The 15,881-nt window shown below is 63.2% G+C and carries 17 protein-coding genes and 3 tRNA genes; 14 read left to right on the top strand and 6 right to left on the bottom strand.

Translation table 11 applies throughout. The annotated features are described in order from the left end of the window. Positions 1–5 precede the first annotated feature (5 nt). The 8 genes from ACYU8T_RS10760 to ACYU8T_RS10725 all read left to right on the top strand — a co-directional run bounded on the left by ACYU8T_RS10760 (position 6) and on the right by ACYU8T_RS10725 (position 4,348). Positions 6–440 (top strand): DUF4168 domain-containing protein, encoded by a 435-nt coding sequence (locus tag ACYU8T_RS10760; protein WP_461159423.1) that lies wholly within the window; start codon positions 6–8, stop codon positions 438–440. A 66-nt stretch (positions 441–506) separates the two neighbouring features. Next, positions 507–1,796 carry an adenosylmethionine--8-amino-7-oxononanoate transaminase gene (locus ACYU8T_RS10755; RefSeq protein WP_461159422.1) on the top strand — a complete coding sequence of 430 codons (1,290 nt, stop codon included), beginning with the start codon at positions 507–509 and terminating at the stop codon, positions 1,794–1,796. Between the two features lie 59 nt (positions 1,797–1,855). Further along, positions 1,856–2,074 (top strand): translation initiation factor IF-1, encoded by a 219-nt coding sequence (gene infA / locus ACYU8T_RS10750; protein WP_003049127.1) that lies wholly within the window; start codon positions 1,856–1,858, stop codon positions 2,072–2,074. A gap of 12 nt (positions 2,075–2,086) precedes the next feature. Beyond that, positions 2,087–2,659 carry a Maf family protein gene (locus ACYU8T_RS10745; RefSeq protein WP_461159421.1) on the top strand — a complete coding sequence of 191 codons (573 nt, stop codon included), beginning with the start codon at positions 2,087–2,089 and terminating at the stop codon, positions 2,657–2,659. Between the two features lie 62 nt (positions 2,660–2,721). Then, positions 2,722–3,711, top strand: coding sequence for a ribonuclease (locus tag ACYU8T_RS10740; protein WP_461159420.1), 990 nt, complete (start codon positions 2,722–2,724; stop codon positions 3,709–3,711). Continuing rightward, the gene (locus ACYU8T_RS10735) at positions 3,701–3,895 is read left to right on the top strand and encodes a DNA gyrase inhibitor YacG (protein WP_097092527.1); all 195 of its coding nucleotides are present in this window, start codon (positions 3,701–3,703) and stop codon (positions 3,893–3,895) included. The genes ACYU8T_RS10740 and ACYU8T_RS10735 overlap by 11 nt, the downstream gene beginning before the upstream one ends. 51 nt (positions 3,896–3,946) lie before the next feature. Continuing rightward, positions 3,947–4,022: transfer RNA gene (locus ACYU8T_RS10730), tRNA-Phe, on the top strand. Between the two features lie 179 nt (positions 4,023–4,201). After that, positions 4,202–4,348: a DUF6538 domain-containing protein gene (locus ACYU8T_RS10725; protein ID WP_461159796.1), complete on the top strand. Its 147-nt coding sequence runs from the start codon at positions 4,202–4,204 to the stop codon at positions 4,346–4,348. A gap of 194 nt (positions 4,349–4,542) precedes the next feature. Here the strand turns inward: ACYU8T_RS10725 and ACYU8T_RS10720 are convergent, their stop codons facing one another. The 3 genes from ACYU8T_RS10720 to ACYU8T_RS10710 all read right to left on the bottom strand — a co-directional run bounded on the left by ACYU8T_RS10720 (position 4,543) and on the right by ACYU8T_RS10710 (position 5,553). Further along, entirely contained in the window at positions 4,543–5,019 is a 477-nt protein-coding gene (locus ACYU8T_RS10720; RefSeq protein WP_461159419.1) for a tyrosine-type recombinase/integrase, read from the bottom strand. A gap of 2 nt (positions 5,020–5,021) precedes the next feature. Continuing rightward, the gene (locus ACYU8T_RS10715) at positions 5,022–5,312 is read right to left on the bottom strand and encodes a DUF6538 domain-containing protein (RefSeq protein ID WP_461159418.1); all 291 of its coding nucleotides are present in this window, start codon (positions 5,310–5,312) and stop codon (positions 5,022–5,024) included. A gap of 166 nt (positions 5,313–5,478) precedes the next feature. Then, a tRNA-Gly gene (locus ACYU8T_RS10710) sits at positions 5,479–5,553 on the bottom strand. A gap of 250 nt (positions 5,554–5,803) precedes the next feature. Between ACYU8T_RS10710 and paoA the strand changes: the two genes are divergently transcribed. From paoA to ACYU8T_RS10685, 5 genes are all read left to right on the top strand, one after another. Then, positions 5,804–6,439 carry an aldehyde dehydrogenase iron-sulfur subunit PaoA gene (paoA, locus tag ACYU8T_RS10705; protein WP_461159417.1) on the top strand — a complete coding sequence of 212 codons (636 nt, stop codon included), beginning with the start codon at positions 5,804–5,806 and terminating at the stop codon, positions 6,437–6,439. Further along, a complete protein-coding gene (locus ACYU8T_RS10700; protein WP_461159416.1) occupies positions 6,436–7,386 on the top strand; it encodes an FAD binding domain-containing protein in 951 nt (316 codons plus the stop codon). Before paoA ends, ACYU8T_RS10700 begins: the two co-directional genes overlap by 4 nt. Further along, positions 7,383–9,599: an aldehyde oxidoreductase molybdenum-binding subunit PaoC gene (gene paoC, locus ACYU8T_RS10695; protein ID WP_461159415.1), complete on the top strand. Its 2,217-nt coding sequence runs from the start codon at positions 7,383–7,385 to the stop codon at positions 9,597–9,599. Before ACYU8T_RS10700 ends, paoC begins: the two co-directional genes overlap by 4 nt. 57 nt (positions 9,600–9,656) lie before the next feature. Continuing rightward, entirely contained in the window at positions 9,657–11,669 is a 2,013-nt protein-coding gene (locus tag ACYU8T_RS10690) for a TonB-dependent receptor plug domain-containing protein (RefSeq protein ID WP_461159414.1), read from the top strand. An 81-nt stretch (positions 11,670–11,750) separates the two neighbouring features. Continuing rightward, complete coding sequence (locus ACYU8T_RS10685; RefSeq protein WP_461159413.1) at positions 11,751–12,512, top strand: Crp/Fnr family transcriptional regulator; 762 nt, start codon at positions 11,751–11,753, stop codon at positions 12,510–12,512. Between the two features lie 47 nt (positions 12,513–12,559). Here the strand turns inward: ACYU8T_RS10685 and ACYU8T_RS10680 are convergent, their stop codons facing one another. Together ACYU8T_RS10680 and ACYU8T_RS10675 are read right to left on the bottom strand one after the other, a co-directional pair. Continuing rightward, positions 12,560–13,540 (bottom strand): GGDEF domain-containing protein, encoded by a 981-nt coding sequence (locus ACYU8T_RS10680; RefSeq protein WP_461159412.1) that lies wholly within the window; start codon positions 13,538–13,540, stop codon positions 12,560–12,562. Between the two features lie 112 nt (positions 13,541–13,652). After that, positions 13,653–13,727: transfer RNA gene (locus ACYU8T_RS10675), tRNA-Thr, on the bottom strand. A gap of 86 nt (positions 13,728–13,813) precedes the next feature. Here ACYU8T_RS10675 and ACYU8T_RS10670 point away from each other — a divergent pair. Next, the gene (locus ACYU8T_RS10670; protein WP_201515820.1) at positions 13,814–13,987 is read left to right on the top strand and encodes a hypothetical protein; all 174 of its coding nucleotides are present in this window, start codon (positions 13,814–13,816) and stop codon (positions 13,985–13,987) included. A gap of 8 nt (positions 13,988–13,995) precedes the next feature. Here the strand turns inward: ACYU8T_RS10670 and ACYU8T_RS10665 are convergent, their stop codons facing one another. After that, a complete protein-coding gene (locus tag ACYU8T_RS10665) occupies positions 13,996–15,777 on the bottom strand; it encodes an aminopeptidase P family protein (RefSeq protein ID WP_461159411.1) in 1,782 nt (593 codons plus the stop codon). Positions 15,778–15,881: the final 104 nt, after the last annotated feature.

Genomic DNA, 15,881 nt, shown 5'->3' with positions numbered 1-15,881 from the left:
GCATGTTGACGGGTTTTCGTTCATCACTGGTTTTGAAGACGGCTATGGCATCGGTGGCCCTGTTGGCAGCGGCACCCGTTCTGGCTCGGGGCGCGGCCGCTCCGGCGACGCCCGCGACCCCAGCCACTCCGGCAGCACCTTCGGCTGCAGCAGGCAAATATAGCGATGCCGACATCAAGCTGTTTGCTGCAGCAGCGGTCGAAGTGACCAAGATTCAGTCCGACACCAGCATTGCTGATGCGGAAAAGCAGCCCAAGATGCTCGCCGCGCTGCAGGCATCGGGCATTGCGCCTGAAAAGTTCAATGAAATCGGCCAGGCCGCAGCTGCCGACCCGGCATTGCAGCAGCGTATCCAGGCGGCCGCTCCAGCAGCACCGGCTGCTCCGGCCAGCCCCGCTACGCCGGCTTCGCCCGCTACTCCGGCTAATCCAGCCAAGTAAGCGGTAACGGCATGTTTCAGGGGAGGGAGCTTGGCCTGACGCTTGGGCTATTCTAAGCGTCTCGCCATGACCTCCCCTATATGGCACCCCTTCACCCAGCACGGCCTCAACGAAACCATCCCGCATGTCGTGCGCGCCGACGGCGCGTCATTGCATCTGGCAGAGGGAGGCACGTTGATTGACGCCATTTCCAGCTGGTGGGTGACGACGCACGGCCACTGTCATCCCCGCATCGCTCGGGCGATTGCGCAGCAGGCCGAGCAGCTCGACCAGCTCATCTTTGCCAGTTACACGCATGAACCCGCTGAAGAGGTAGCGCGCGGCCTGATCGAACTGGCGCCGCGCGCGGAAGGGCGCGATCCGCTCGCCTATGTCTTCTTTTCCGACAGCGGGTCGACCTCCGTCGAGGTCGCGCTGAAGATGGCGCTCGGCTACTGGCACAATCGGGCGCTGGACGGACTGTCCGCGCCACGGCATCGCATCCTCGTCCTCGAACATGGCTATCATGGCGACACGATCGGCACGATGTCGGTCGGCGAGCGCGGCGTGTATAATGCGGCATGGACGCCTTTGCTGTTCGATGTCGGCACCATAGCGTTTCCGGCACCAGGGGCCGAGCAGCAGACGCTCGACGCGCTGGAAGCTGCCTGCAAGGAGCATCCGGCGGCGTTCATCGTCGAACCGCTGGTGTTGGGCGCGGGCGGGATGCTGATCTACTCGCCGGAGATATTGCGGCAGATGGCGGAAATCTGCGCACGGCACGATGTCCTTTTCATCGCCGACGAAGTGATGACCGGATGGGGCCGCACCGGAACAATCTTTGCTTGCGAACAGGCGGGCGTCGTGCCCGACATCATGGCCATCGCAAAGGGAATCACTGGAGGCTCCGTTCCGCTCGCGGCGACGCTCGCCACGGCGCGCATTTTTGACGCGCACAAGTCGCAGGATCGGGCGCGGCTCTTCTACCATTCGTCCAGCTATACGGCCAACGCCATCTCCTGCGCCGCCGCGGCCGCCAACCTCGCCATCTGGCGGGAGGAGGATGTGCTCGGCCGCATCGCCGCGCTCGAACAGAATATGGCGCAGCGACTCGGAAGGCTGGCGCTTCATCCTGCCTTCACGAACGCCCGGCAGCTTGGCACGATCGTCGCGATCGACCTGATCGCGCAGGATGCAGGCTATCTGTCCGACCTTGCCCCACGCCTGCGCGCCTTCTTCCTTGATCGGGGCATTTTGCTGCGTCCGTTGGGCAACAGCATCTATCTGATGCCGCCCTATTGCACTGATGTGGATCAGCTGGATCACATCTTTGCAGCCCTCTCCGCAGCGGGTGATGCGTTCGGCGCGTCAGCCTGACTTCCATTTTCCGCATTTTGTCGTTATGGCGGCGCGATTTTCGGTTTCCCCAGGATATTATGGCAAAAGAAGAACTGCTTGAAATGCGCGGACAGGTTGTGGAGCTTCTCCCCAACGCCATGTTTCGCGTCCGGCTTGAAAATGATCACGAGATCCTTGGCCACACGGCTGGCAAGATGCGGAAAAACCGCATCCGCGTGCTGGTGGGCGACGAAGTGCTGGTCGAACTGACCCCCTACGACCTGACCAAGGGTCGGATCACTTACCGCTTCAAATAAGCCGCTTTTTCGATGCGGCTCATCCTTGCTTCGGCTTCGCCTAGACGGTGTGAACTTCTGGGTCAGATCGGCGTGCGTCCTGATATGGTGGACCCCGCCGACGTCGATGAAACCCCATTGAAAGGCGAACTTCCCGGCCCATACGCTACGCGCGTGGCGGCTGAAAAGGCGGCGCTTGTCGCTGCCCGCCATCCCGGCGCGCTCGTGCTTTCGGGCGATACTGTGGTCGCAGCGGGCCGCCGCATTTTGCCCAAGGCAGAGGCGGAGGATGAGGCGCGCGCCTGTCTTTCGTTGCTCTCCGGCCGCCGCCACCGTGTGCTGAGCGCCATCACGCTCATCGATGGCGAGGGGAGGGCAAGGCATCGCCTCTCGACCAACATCGTGACGTTCAAGCGTCTGGAGCAGGCCGAAATCGACGCCTATATCGTCAGCGAAGAATGGCATGGCAAGGCAGGGGGCTATGCGATCCAGGGTCGTGCCGCCGGGCTGATCCGCGCGATACATGGCAGCCATAGCGCGATCATGGGTCTGCCCCTTTACGAAACCCGCGCGCTGCTGAAGGCAGTGGGCTATCCATTGGACTAGAGGGATGGCCAGGGGAATTGTACATTTCCGGCTCCGCGATCCCGACCAGCAGGAATATAGTGATGGCCGAATGGCTCTATGAAGAAGGGATTGGCGAGGCCCGCGCCGCGCTGATCGAAAAGGGCCGTCTGGTCGAAGCGGAGATCGAGCGTGAGGGCGATGGCGCCCGCGCCGGCGCGGTGATGCAGGGCAAGCTCGTCCGGACGATCATCCCCAAGAAGCGCGGCATCGCCCGCCTGATCTCGGGCGAGGAAGTGCTGGTCGAGCCCATCCCGCCAAAAACCTCGGAGGGAGCGACTGTCCTCCTTCAAATCTTGCGCGAAGCCATTCCTGAGGAAGGCCGCCCCAAGCTCGCCAAGGCGCGCATCGCGCAGCCGGGCTCCAAGGTGCATCCCGCCCCCAGCCTGCTCCAGCGTCTGCGTGCAACCGGCATTCCGGTCATCCCGTGCCCCGCGCATGAGGAGGATCGCTTGGAAGCCCATGGCTGGAGCGAGCTCATGGAAGAGGCGATGTCCGGCGAGATCGGCACCGAGGAAGCGGCGCTCCGCATCTTCCCGACGCCTGCCATGATCCTGATCGACGTGGACGGATCTCTGCCGCCCGCCAAGCTCGGTCCAAAAGGTGCGAAGCTCGCCGCGCAAGCGATCCGCCGCATGGGCCTGACCGGATCGATCGGCATCGACTTGCCCACCATGAACAACAAGGATGAGCGCGCTGTCGCCTCCGCGCAGATCGACAAATATCTGCCCCTTCCTTTCGAACGCACCGCGGTGAACGGCTTCGGCTTCGTCCAGATCATTCGCCGCCGTGAGCGGATGAACCTCATGGAGCTGCTGCGGGCTGATCCGATCGAAACCGCCTCCCTCGCATTGCTCCGCCGTGCCGAGCGAGAGGGCAATGGCGGGCCGGTGACGATCACCGCCGCGCCCGCCATCATCGACCGCCTTTACAAAGCCACCGACTGGCTGGAGCAACTCGCTCGCCGCCGTGGCGGGGCCGTCAGCTTGAAGGCGGACCCCGCGCTTGCCATATCGGCCGGCCATGTCGCCTAAATCATCCTCCTGCCCGATCTGCGGCCAAGCTTCACATCCAGACACGCGGCCTTTCTGCGGAAAGCCATGTCGCGATCGTGACCTTTTGCAATGGCTGGGCGAAGGCTATCGGGTCCCCGGAACCCCCGCCGCTGACGAGATGAAAAAAAGCGACGATGATGGGGTGGACAACCCCCTGGATTGATGCCTATAGGCACGCCTCTCAACGCCGCCGGTGGTTCTCCCCGGCGCCCGTGCCCGGGTAGCTCAGTTGGTAGAGCATGCGACTGAAAATCGCAGTGTCGGCGGTTCGACTCCGTCCCCGGGCACCATTTGTTCTCATCGACCTGAAAACATTGGAAAATCGTCGAAAAGACGGTGTTCGAACCCTTGCTCCCCCGCAGCTCTGCTACACAGTCGAGTAGCGAAAAGTGCTGAAAACCCTTGGAAAACAAGGGCCTTGGGTTCCAAGAACTGCTACACAAAGCTGCTACACAAATTGCCTTCAGGCATGTGTTTGCGGGGCGGTCAGTTCTACTTCCGACGCCGTGTTCCTCACGATGTCCGCGCGCATATGGGGCGCGCCGAGATTTGGCGGTCGTTGCGCACCGACAGCCTGAAATGTGCTGTTCGACGCTTCCCCTTGATCGTCTCCTAAGTCGAAGCCGAAATTGAAGGTGCGAGGTCGCAGGCGGGATTGGCCGTCGATCCGATGCTGCTCGCGGCGGTAGGAGGGTCTGCTCCAATGGGGCAGCGCATGCCCCAGTTTACGATAGCGTCAAGCGTCCCGGCGGAGCAGCCTGCCATATCACCCCAACCGCCGCTCCTGACCTTCGGTGAGGTCTACGACCGTTATATCAACGATCCGACAGGAGGCTGGTCTGTTCGGACGCGGAACTCATATGATAGCCGTAGTCCCTTCGCAGGACTCTTGTCGAGGTATCCCTCCTCCACCGCCCAGTTCAGGACGCCTGAGAACTTGTTCAAATATGCATTCACATTGGCAATGCTGATCACGCCTGTATCGGGACGCTGCTTCGCCGCCTCAACGGCCTGAACGATGGTCAGGCCGGGGAACTTCCGATCAGCATGGCGCGGCACCTGCGTCAGCGACTGGACGAATGCGCGAGTTTGTTCGTGGGCGATGTCGTTGATCGCGATTTCCTCGCCGAAAAATTCCATCACCCAGTTGCGAGTCGTCCGATAGGCAATTCGCGTCCGCTCGCGCCAAGTGTGCCGTGGATCGGTAGTATAGAGATCGTAAACTTCACCGAGCGTCTTTGCCTTGGGAGCCGCCGCAGGTGCTTGCTCGGCGACCGGCACATCCACGGTCAGTCGCTCGGCGACCTTTCCACCAACATCGAAAGAGCAGATTCGCCGGATAGTCTGTTGGACGACCGCGGAGGGCAGGGATTGGCAAGGATGCCAATTGCGGCGCGTGCGGCTTCCAGTTCGGCCTCGATCTCGGCGGCAGCGAAGTGGATCCGTCGCAAAGCGATTTGGACACTATCCGTTCGTAGCGAGCGCCATAGCTCAGACCGTCCGATTGCCGTCCTCAGAGCATTGGGGACACGGCGACGACGATGATAAATCCGGCCCTGTAGGCAGACGCCTTTTGGCAATTTGTGGAGTGATCTTGTGTAGTAATCAGCGCGACAATTTCCCTCACCATCACGGACACTCAGTCCGACTGTGGAGCGCGCATTGTGTAGTAGTTTTGTGGGGTAAAGTCGCCGATGCTGCCGCGCGAGGCGGTTTTTCTACGGTTTTCAGTATGTTGAATATCATTGGAGCGGGCGAAGGGATTCGAACCCTCGACCCCAACCTTGGCAAGGTTGTGCTCTACCCCTGAGCTACGCCCGCTCTGGCGGCCGGAGGAAGTCCCTCTCGGCGGGTGAGGCGGGCAACTAGCAGCGGTTGGGGAGGTCGGCAAGGGAGAATTTGACCTTGGCTGAAATTTATCCCGCCAGCGGCCGCGCGCGGCCCTTGCTGCCGGAATGCGGCTTGGCTGGGGCAAGCTCTCGCCCTATCTCTGCTGCCGCACCTTTTCTGGTCCGCAGCGGGATCGTCCATGATCCTGCTTCGTATTGGGCATGGCAGGAGGAACAACCTTATGGCGCCAGATCATGTGACTCGCCGTGCGGTTTTGCAGGGCGGGGGAGCGGCCATGGCGTTGCCGGGCGTAGCGGGCGCTGAAACGGGGGCAATGCTGTCCCCGGAATCGAACAGGGAAAAAGACATGTCCACCGTCGAGTTCACCGTGAACGGCGATCGCGTTCAGCTCCAGCTTGATCCGCGCACCACATTGCTGGACGCCCTGCGTGAGCATCTGCAACTCACAGGTACGAAGAAGGGGTGCGATCACGGCCAATGCGGCGCTTGCACGGTCCTTGTCGAGGGCCAGCGGATCAACAGCTGCCTGACGCTGGCCGTCATGCATGAAGGGGACTCCGTTACCACGATAGAGGGGCTGGGAACGCCGGAAAAGCTGCATCCGGTGCAGCGAGCCTTCGTCACGCATGATGGCTATCAATGCGGTTATTGCACGCCCGGCCAGATCTGCTCGGCTGTCGCTGTCCTGGGGGAGATCGAGGCAGGCATTCCCAGCCACGCGACGGAGGATCTGGAGCAAGTCGTCCTGTCCGACGCGGAATTGCGCGAAAGGATGAGCGGGAATATCTGCCGCTGCGCCGCCTATCCCAACATCATCGCGGCGATCCGCGACGTCGCAACGGGGGACAAGGCATGAAGCCCTTCACCTACAGCCGCGCCGCCAGCGTCGAGGATGCCGTGGCTGCCGCTTCTTCCGGCGGGCGCTTCATCGCGGGCGGGACCAATTTGCTGGACCTTATGAAGCTCCAGATCGAAACGCCTTCGCACCTTATCGATGTCAACCATCTGGGGCTGAACCGGATAGAGCGCACACCCGAAGGCGGCTTGCGGATCGGCGCCATGGTCCGCAACACCGCGCTGGCCGCGCACCCGGATGTCCGGCGCGACTATGCGGTGCTCAGCCGGGCGCTGCTTGCCGGAGCATCGGGCCAGCTGCGCAACAAGGCGACGACGGCCGGAAATCTGCTTCAGCGCACCCGTTGCCCCTATTTCTACGACACGCGCATGCCCTGCAACAAGAGGAAGCCCGGCAGCGGGTGCGGAGCGCTGAAAGGGGTCAGTCGAAGCCTGGCGATCGTCGGCACGAGCGACGCCTGTATCGCGCAGCATCCGTCGGACATGGCCGTGGCGATGCGGGTGCTGGATGCAGCGGTGGATACGGTGGCAGCGGACGGTACACGCCGTTCCATACCCATTGCCGACTTCCACCTGCTGCCGGGTGATACGCCGCACATTGAAAACCAGCTAAAGCCGGGCGAGTTCATCACGTCGGTGACGCTGCCCAACCCCCTTGGCGGCACCCATGTCTATCGCAAGGTCCGGGATCGCAGCTCCTATGCGTTCGCCCTCGTCTCGGTTGCGGCAGTGTTCGACGGGCAGGGCGGCTCTCGCTTCGCCTTCGGCGGCATCGCGCCCAAGCCATGGCGGGTTGCGGCGGCTGATGCAGCTGCCGCGGCAGGGCCGGGAGAGGTCGCGCAGGCGGCGCTGGCCGATGCCCGGCCGACGGCGCAAAACGCCTTCAAGCAACAGCTTGTTGCCGGCACCCTTACATCTCTCTTCCGGCAAAAGGAGGCGCGGCTATGAAGTTCGACACGCCTGCGACCACCAACCCGATCGATCGCGGCCGGGTTGTCGGCGTGGCACACGACCGGATCGACGGGCCTGCCAAGGTCACCGGAACTGCGCCCTACGCCTATGAGCGCCATGACGCCGCGCCTCAGGCCGCCTATGGCTGGATCGTCGGATCAGCGATCGCCAAGGGTAAGATCGACGCCATGGACCTGCGAGCGGCGCAATCCGCGCAGGGCGTGCTTGCAATCGTCACGCACCAGAATGCGGGACCTCTGGGCAAGGGCGCCAGGAACACCGCCCATCTGCTGGGCGGCCCGATCATCGAACATTATGATCAGGCTGTCGCGCTGGTGATCGCGGACAGTTTCGAAAATGCGCGGGACGCGGCGCGCCTTTTGCGGATCGATTACAGTCCGGAGAAAGGCCGCTATGACCTTGCCGCCGAACGCGGCCATGCCACCGTTCCAAAGGAAGGCTTTGGCGGCCCTGCCGACACAGCCGCCGGAAACTTCGAAGCGGGTTTCGCAAAGGCCGCGGTGAAGGTGGACCAAAGCTACACGACGCCAGACCAGAGCCATGCGATGATGGAGCCGCATGCCACAACGGCGGCCTGGGATGGTGACAGCCTGACCTTGTGGACATCCAATCAGATGGTGGCCTGGGCAGTAGAAGATATGGCGGCCACGCTAAAGATCCCCAAGGACAAGATCCGCGTCGTCACCCCCTATATCGGCGGCGGCTTTGGTGGAAAGCTGTTCCTGCGGGCAGATGCCCTGCTCGCCGCCCTGGGCGCGCGCGCGGCGGGACGACCCGTCAAGGTGGCGCTTGCCCGCCCGCAAATCCCGAACAACACGACCCATCGCGCCGCGACCATCCAGCGTATCCGGATCGGCGCCGACCGCGATGGCATCATCGGCGCGATTGGCCACGAAGTCTGGTCGGGTGATCTGCCCGGCGGCGGGCCGGAGGTGGCGGCACAGCAGACGCGGTTGCTCTATCGCGGGACCGATCGGCTCACCGCCCATCGTCTGGCAGAACTCGACTTGCCGGAAGCCAATGCCATGCGCGCGCCGGGGGAAGCGGTGGGCCTGCTGGCGCTGGAAATCGCGATGGATGAACTGGCGGAGGCGACTGGCGTCGATCCGGTCGAACTGCGCATCCGCAACGATGTGCAATATGATCCCGAAGTTGGGCTGCAGCGTCCCTTTTCCAGCCGCAAGTTCGTGGAATGCCTGCGTCAGGGTGCCGAACGCTTCGGCTGGGAACGACGCGTGCCGCAGCCGGGGCGGGTGAGGGACGGGCGCTGGCTGGTCGGCATGGGCATGGCCGCGGCGTTCCGCAACAATCTCGTCGCGAAGTCGGGCGCGCGCGTCGGCATCGACGGGCGTGGCCATGTCGTGGTCGAAACCGACATGACCGATATCGGCACGGGCAGCTACACCATCCTGGCGCAGACCGCTGCGGAAATGCTGGGAGTGCCGATTGAGGCAGTCACGGTGCGCCTGGGCGACAGCCTCTTCCCCAAATCGGCGGGATCGGGCGGACAGTTCGGCGCCAACAGCGCGACGGCGGGCCTTTATGCCGCATGCGTCGCCCTGCGGGAGAAGCTTGCCGCCAAAGCAGGCTTCCCCGCGAACGAAGCCGTGTTCGAAGACGGGCTTGTGCGGCTTGGCAATCGGTCGCAACCGATCGGCGCGCTGGCGGGCGAAGAGGGCATGTGGGCCGAGGATCGGATCGAATTCGGCAAGTTGACGCAGGATTATGCGCAAGCGACCTTCGGCGCTCATTTTTGCGAGGTCGGGGTGGATATCGATACGGCCGAAGTCCGGGTGCGGCGCATGGGCGGCGCCTTCGCTGCGGGACGCATCCTCAACCCGAAATCAGCGCGCAGCCAGGTCATCGGGGCGATGACCATGGGTGTCGGCGCGGCGCTGATGGAGGAACTGCATGTCGACAAGCGCTTCGGTTTCTTCGTCAATCACGACATGGCGGAATATCTCGTCCCCGTGCATGCCGACATTCCCGAACAGGATGTGCTCTTCCTTGACGAACTGGATGACAAAAGTTCGCCGATGAAGGCCAAGGGCGTAGGGGAACTCGGCATTTGCGGCGCAGGCGCGGCGGTTGCGAACGCGATCTACAACGCCACCGGGATCCGCCTGCGCGACTATCCGCTCACCATCGACAAGCTTTTGGCGCAACGCGAAGGATCGGCCTTGGCTTGAGGCCACAAATTGTCCCTTAGATTGTCAGCGTGAGGGGGCATGGCTATGGGCGTGGTCATGAAAGCTGGCTCTCTTTGGCTGTTGCCCGTCCTGCTGCCATCCGCCGCATTGGCTCAGCCCGACGACTATGGCAGCGCCCAGGCGCGCATCGTCATCACCGGCGCCGGTTTGCCCTTGCCGCTGGGCACTCCCGCCTATGGGTCGGTGCAGATCGAACGGGATCGCCTCCTCGATAGTGCCTCCGGGCGTATCGAGACCGTCCTGACCGATGTGGCAGGGTTCCAGCAGTTCCGGCGATCGGACAGCCGTTCGGCGAACCCGTCCGCGCAAGGGGCGAGCTTGCGAGCCTTGGGCGGCAACGCGTCCAGCCGTACGCTGGTGCTCCTGGACGGCGTGCCGATGGCTGACCCCTTTTTCGGTTACATTCCCTTCAGTGCGCTGGTTCCGGAGCGGCTTTCCGCTGCCCGCGTGACACGTGGCGGTGGTGTCGGCGCATTCGGCGCGGGGGCGGTGGCCGGGACCATCGAACTGGCAAGCGCCACGCGTGATCAGTTGCCGATGCTTTCCGCCACGGCGCTTTACGGCAGCCGGGACGCGACCGAATTGTCCGCCAGCCTCACCCCGAACCTTGGCGGAGGCTTCCTGTCCCTCTCTGGCCGCTGGGACAGGGGCGACGGCTTTCAAACGACACCTCGCGACCAGCGCGTGTCAGCGACGGTTCCTGCTGCCTATCATGACTGGTCGGCCAATCTGCGCGCGGTTGTTCCGATTTCCACGAGCGAAGAGCTGCAATTCCGCACGACCCTGTTCCATGATGAGCGAACGCTGCGCTTTCGCGGCGCTGACAGCCTGAGCGAAGGGCAGGATGCCAGCATCCGCTATGTGTCGCGCGGCCGGTGGCAGGTGGATGCCCTGGCCTATGTTCAGGCCCGCAACTTCTCGAACATCGTTATCTCGTCCAACCCGCCCTTCCGCAAGACGCTCGATCAGCGCAGCACCCCCTCGACCGGCATCGGCGGCAAGATCGAACTGCGGCCGCCGGTGGGGCAGGATCATCTGGTGCGTGTTGGCGTCGATGGCCGCTTTGCCATGGGCGACATGTTCGAGGATGCCTATAGCGCCGCGACCGGATTGGTGACCGCACGCCGCCACGCCGGGGGACGGCAGCGGACGATCGGCATGTTCGCCGAAGATGATTGGACCCTTGGCAGTCTTGTTCTGACCGGCGGTGTGCGGGCGGACCGCTGGACGATCAGCGACGGCTTTTTCCGCGTGGCGGGCTCTCCTGCAAACAGTGCCGATTTCAAAAACCGTTCCGGCTGGGAGACTTCAGCACGTGCGGGTGCTTTGCTCCATGTCGACAAGCATATCGCCTTGCGCGCGGCGGCTTATACCGGCTTCCGCCTGCCGACCCTGAACGAGCTGTACCGGCCTTTCGTCATTTTCCCCGTCACGACGCAGGCGAACCCCACGCTGGCGCCGGAAAAACTGAAAGGGGTGGAGGCCGGTGCCGATCTCAATCCCTTGAAAGGGCTCTCGCTCTCGGCCACCGCCTTCTACAACAGGCTGGACAACGCCATCGCCAATGTCACCATTGGCACCAACCTCCGCAGGCGAGACAATGTGGACGCGATCGTTGCAAAGGGGGTCGAACTGACCGCCAGCGGCCGTTTGGGCGCGATGTCCCTGTCCGCATCCTATGCTTATAGCCACAGCACGGTTCGCGCGCCGGGCAATCTGTTCGACGGCTTGTCCCCGGCGCAAACTCCGCGCCATGCCGCCAGCGCCACCATGGCCTGGCAGCCGCGGCAGGGGCCACGCCTGTCCGCAACCCTGCATTATGTCTCGGCCCAATATGAAGATGATCTGCATGCCGATCGCTTGGCGGGCGCGCTCACCGTCGATGCGGTCGCCCGCCTGCCGGTCGGGCGCGGCCTGGAGTTGATCGCGCGGGGTGAGAACCTCTTCGACCAGGAGGTGCTGACCCGCCGTGTCACCGGCAGCACGGGCGTCTCGGAGGATCTCGGCACGCCCCGAACCTTGTGGATCGGCCTCACCGTTTCGCGCTGAATCTCGCGCTTCTTGCTCCATTTTAAAGAGAGGGGGGCTGCGCTTTGCTAGAGCGGCCGGATTGATCCGTTCCGAGGTTCCGTGCGCGCAGTTCCAGACGACTCTTCTCCGCTAGTTTTCTCGCAGGCCCGACTGGCTGAATTCCGCTCGCCAAGCCCGGCAGAGCTCGAAATCTTTTCCAGCCTGGCTGGTCCGGTTCAGCAGATCGCGCGCAATCGGACGATCCGGCGCGAAGGAGACGCTCCACAGTCGGTCTATCTGCTGCTGGATGGCTGGGCGCTCAGCAGCATGACGCTGGCCGATGGCGGCAGGCAGATATTGAAGGTGCATTTGCCCGGCGATATCCTGGGCACGCCCAGCATGGCGCTAGACAAGGCCGCGGAAACCTTGACGGCGCTCACGCCCGTCAAGCTGCGCTCGGTCAGCTTGTCGGCATTCGGCAGCCTTTTCACGCGCGCGCCACATATGGCGGCTCTCATGTTCCTCAGCGTGCAGCAGGAGCGCGTGATGCTGATGGACCGGCTCTGCTCCATCGGCCGGACCTCTGCCGAATGCCGTCTTGCCGATTTTCTGGTTCACCTGCACAGCCGTTTGAACGTGATACAGCCGGGCGTCGGCCCACGTTTCGAACATCCTTTGACGCAGGAGCAGATCGGCGACGTCATCGGCCTGACCGCCGTTCACGTGAACCGGGTCTTCCGGACGCTTGAGGACAAGAAACTGATCCTGCGGGACGGTCACATGATCGAACTGCTCGATATGCCGGCCTTGCGTAAGCTCAGCGGCGTGCCGTCCCGTACGCTGGCGCAGGATTTAAGCTGGTTGCCAAAGCCGCTCCCCTGAGGGGCGGAGCTTTGCTGGAAAGGAGATAGGCCGGACAGCAGCAGCGCTTATCCCCTCAGAACCATGTTCCGTCCTTGAGCCTTGGCCCGGTACAGTGCCGCATCGGCTGAATTGAGCGCGTTGCTCCACTCTGCGCCTTCATTGACGAGCGCAACCCCGGCCGAGAAGGTGATCGCCCCCATCGGCTCGTCGGTCTCGCGCAGCTTGAAGGCGCGTTGCCCGAGCGCGCGGCGGGCGTCATCCAACAGTTCGACCGTGTCGTCGATCGCATGTCCCTGCACGACCACCAGAAATTCCTCGCCACCCCAGCGGCCCACCAGTTGCCCGCCGCAGCTTTCCACCAGGGAAGTGGCGACCATCTTGAGCACCCGGTCGCCGACCGCATGGCCATATCGGTCGTTCACACGCTTGAAATGATCGACGTCGCAAATCGCCACGGCATGGGGCAGCTTTCCCTTCTGCAACCGGTCCATCGCTGCTTCCAACGCCCGGCGGTTGGGCAGCCCGGTCAAGGCATCGAGGTTGGCGTCATGGCGCGCGGTGTCCAGTTCCTGCCGAAGAACCTCAACCTCCCTCGCGGCGGCTGCAAGGTCCTGTTCGGCCCGCAATGAACGTTCGATCATGTCGGAGATTATCAATCCGATGCCGGCCGCATCCTTGTCGGCCAGCTTCTCATAGCCTGTGCTGAGGTCGCGGTTGAAATCCCCGGTCCGCTCGGCGGCGCTGCTTGCCACCTCTGCCAGGCGAAGCAGTTGATGACGCGTCTGGTTCCTCAATGCGTCGGTCGCATGCGCGCCCCCCGCGCCGCCCAGGCTGCCGACACAGCGCATGAAGATATCGTCCGCCTGCTGCTGGCTCATCCGAATGCCGCCGTCAGTCGCGTCATTGACGGCTTTGGACAGCGCTTCATTGGAGCCACTTTTCAGCACATAGCCCATCGCATAATTTTGCGGTGTGGGCGCAAGACTTTGACGCTGAAGAAAAGTCAAAACCTCATGCGCAACGGACTGTTGCTCACGCACCTTCATCCCCCGAATCCCCCGATTCCAAGGTAAATCAAATAATATAGATTAGTTGCCGCAACAACGATCAATAAAGGGAAAATATAGCTTGGCTGATCTACTTTAGCCTGCTGGGAAATGGTGCTGCCGGCGAGGATTGAACTCGCGACCTCAGCCTTACCAAGGATGCGCTCTACCACTGAGCTACGGCAGCACTTTCACCATCGCGCAATGCCTTTCGGCTTGCGGAGCCGGGCCTATGGCCGCGCGCGTCCCGCTTGTCAAGGCGGGTTGCGGTGGATGCGGCAATTTGCTTATGGCCCGGTGATGAGCAGTGGACAGGATGATCGCAAGGCAAGGCTGGCCCAGGCGCTGCGGGACAATCTGCGCCGTCGCAAGGCGCAGGCGAGAGAAGAGGCGGGCAGCCGTGAAGCGCCGCCCTCTTCAGGCGAGGTGGGTCGGCGCGACGACTAAAGCGGCGATCACAAAGGCGCGCAAGCCTGCTCCAACCATAAGAGCGCGTCACTATCCAGTTGCGGCCCGACAATCTCGATGACGTTGGCATGATAGGCGTCGACCCACGCCCGTTCCTCTACGGTCAATATGTCGATAGCGATGGCATTGCGGTCGATCGGCGCGAAGGTGAGCGTCTCGAAACCCAGCATCTCCCGCTCGGCTCCGGGCACATCGCGCCGTTCGACCAGCACCAGATTTTCGATGCGGATGCCATATTCGCCGGTCTTGTAATAGCCGGGCTCGTTCGAAAGGATCATGCCCGGTTGCAGCGGCTCGTCATTGCCTCCCGCCGTCGCAATGCGCTGCGGTCCTTCATGCACCGACAGGAAGCTGCCGACGCCATGGCCTGTGCCATGCGCATAATCCAATCCCTCGGCCCACAGGAACTGGCGCGCGAGCACATCAAGCTGGCTACCCCGCGTGCTTATGGGAAACTGCGCCCGGGCAAGCGCGATATGGCCCTTCAGCACCAACGTAAAACGGCGTTTCATCTCCTCGCTTGGCGTACCAATGGCGATCGTCCGGGTCACATCGGTCGTGCCGTCGCGATACTGGCCGCCTGAATCGACCAGATAGAAGGAACCCTGTTCGATCGGCCGGTTGGTCTTTTTCTCGACCCGGTAATGCACCACCGCGCCATTGGGCCCGGCCCCGCTGATCGTGTCGAAGGACAGGTCCTCCAGCAGCCCTGTCTCCTTGCGGAACGCCTCCAGCCGAGCGGCGGCGGAAAGCTCATCGACACCGCCCTTGGGCGTTTCGACCGCGATCCAGTGGAGAAAGCGTGACAAGGCAGCCCCGTCACGCGCCTGCGCTGCCTTGTGCCCGGCTATTTCGACCGGGTTCTTGATCGCCTTGGGCAGCACGGCCGGATCGCGAACCGGCAAAATCGTCGCGCCGCCCTCGTCCAGAGCCTCGAAGATCGCCGCCACCGCGCGTTCGGGATCGGCTGCCACCGTCTTGCCGGCCATATCCCTTAGCGCCTCGGCGAAGTCCGCGCGCGAATGCACCCGCACCGCATTGCCCAGATGCTGCACGATCGCTTCATCGATCTTCTCGGGCGCGACAAAGAGATCCGCCGTCGCGTCATCATGCACGATCGCATAGGCAAGCGCGACCGGCGTGCGCGAGACGTCCTTGCCCCGGATGTTGAAGGTCCAGGCGATGGAATCAAGCGCCGACAGCACGACGGCATCCACCTTCTTCTCCGTCAGCCAATCGGCCATCGCCTGCCGCTTTTCCGCAGCGCTCTGGCCGGCATAGCGGTCCTCATGCACCACCAGCCGGGCGTCGCTGGGGGCGGGGCGGTCGGGCCACACGGCGTCCACCGGATTGGTTTCCACCGCCACCAGTTCCGCCCCGCGTTCCGCCAGCGCCTCGCTGGCCGCCTTCACCCATGCGCGGGTGTGCAGCCAGGGATCATAGCCGATCCGCCCGCCCTGCGGCGCGTGAACGCCAAGCCAGGCCGCGACGGAGGTCTGCGGCACGCTTTCGAACTGCCAGTGGGCGGCATCCACCTGCTCGCGCACTTGCAGCGTATAGCGCCCGTCGACGAAGATCGCGGCTTCCTCCGGCAGTACCACCGCGCTTCCCGCCGATCCCTGAAAGCCGGTCAGCCAAGCGAGGCGCTGCGCATATTCGCCGACATATTCGCTCATATGCTCATCGGTCAGCGGCACGACAAAGCCGTCCAGCCGCTCGCGCACCAGTTGTTCACGCAGGGCTTTCAGACGGTCTTCATAAGCGGACATCGCATTTCCTTGATCGAGAACCCTTGCGCAGGGCATGCCGCCGCCAACATAAGCAGGCAAAGCCGCTTATGCCAGCGTGCCTCCGGCACAAGAATCAGGACCCT

The organism is Sphingobium sp. TomMM35A, assembly GCF_054771735.1.
The sequence above is the reverse complement of the archived record's forward strand: the minus strand, read 5'-3'. Positions and strand labels throughout refer to the sequence as shown.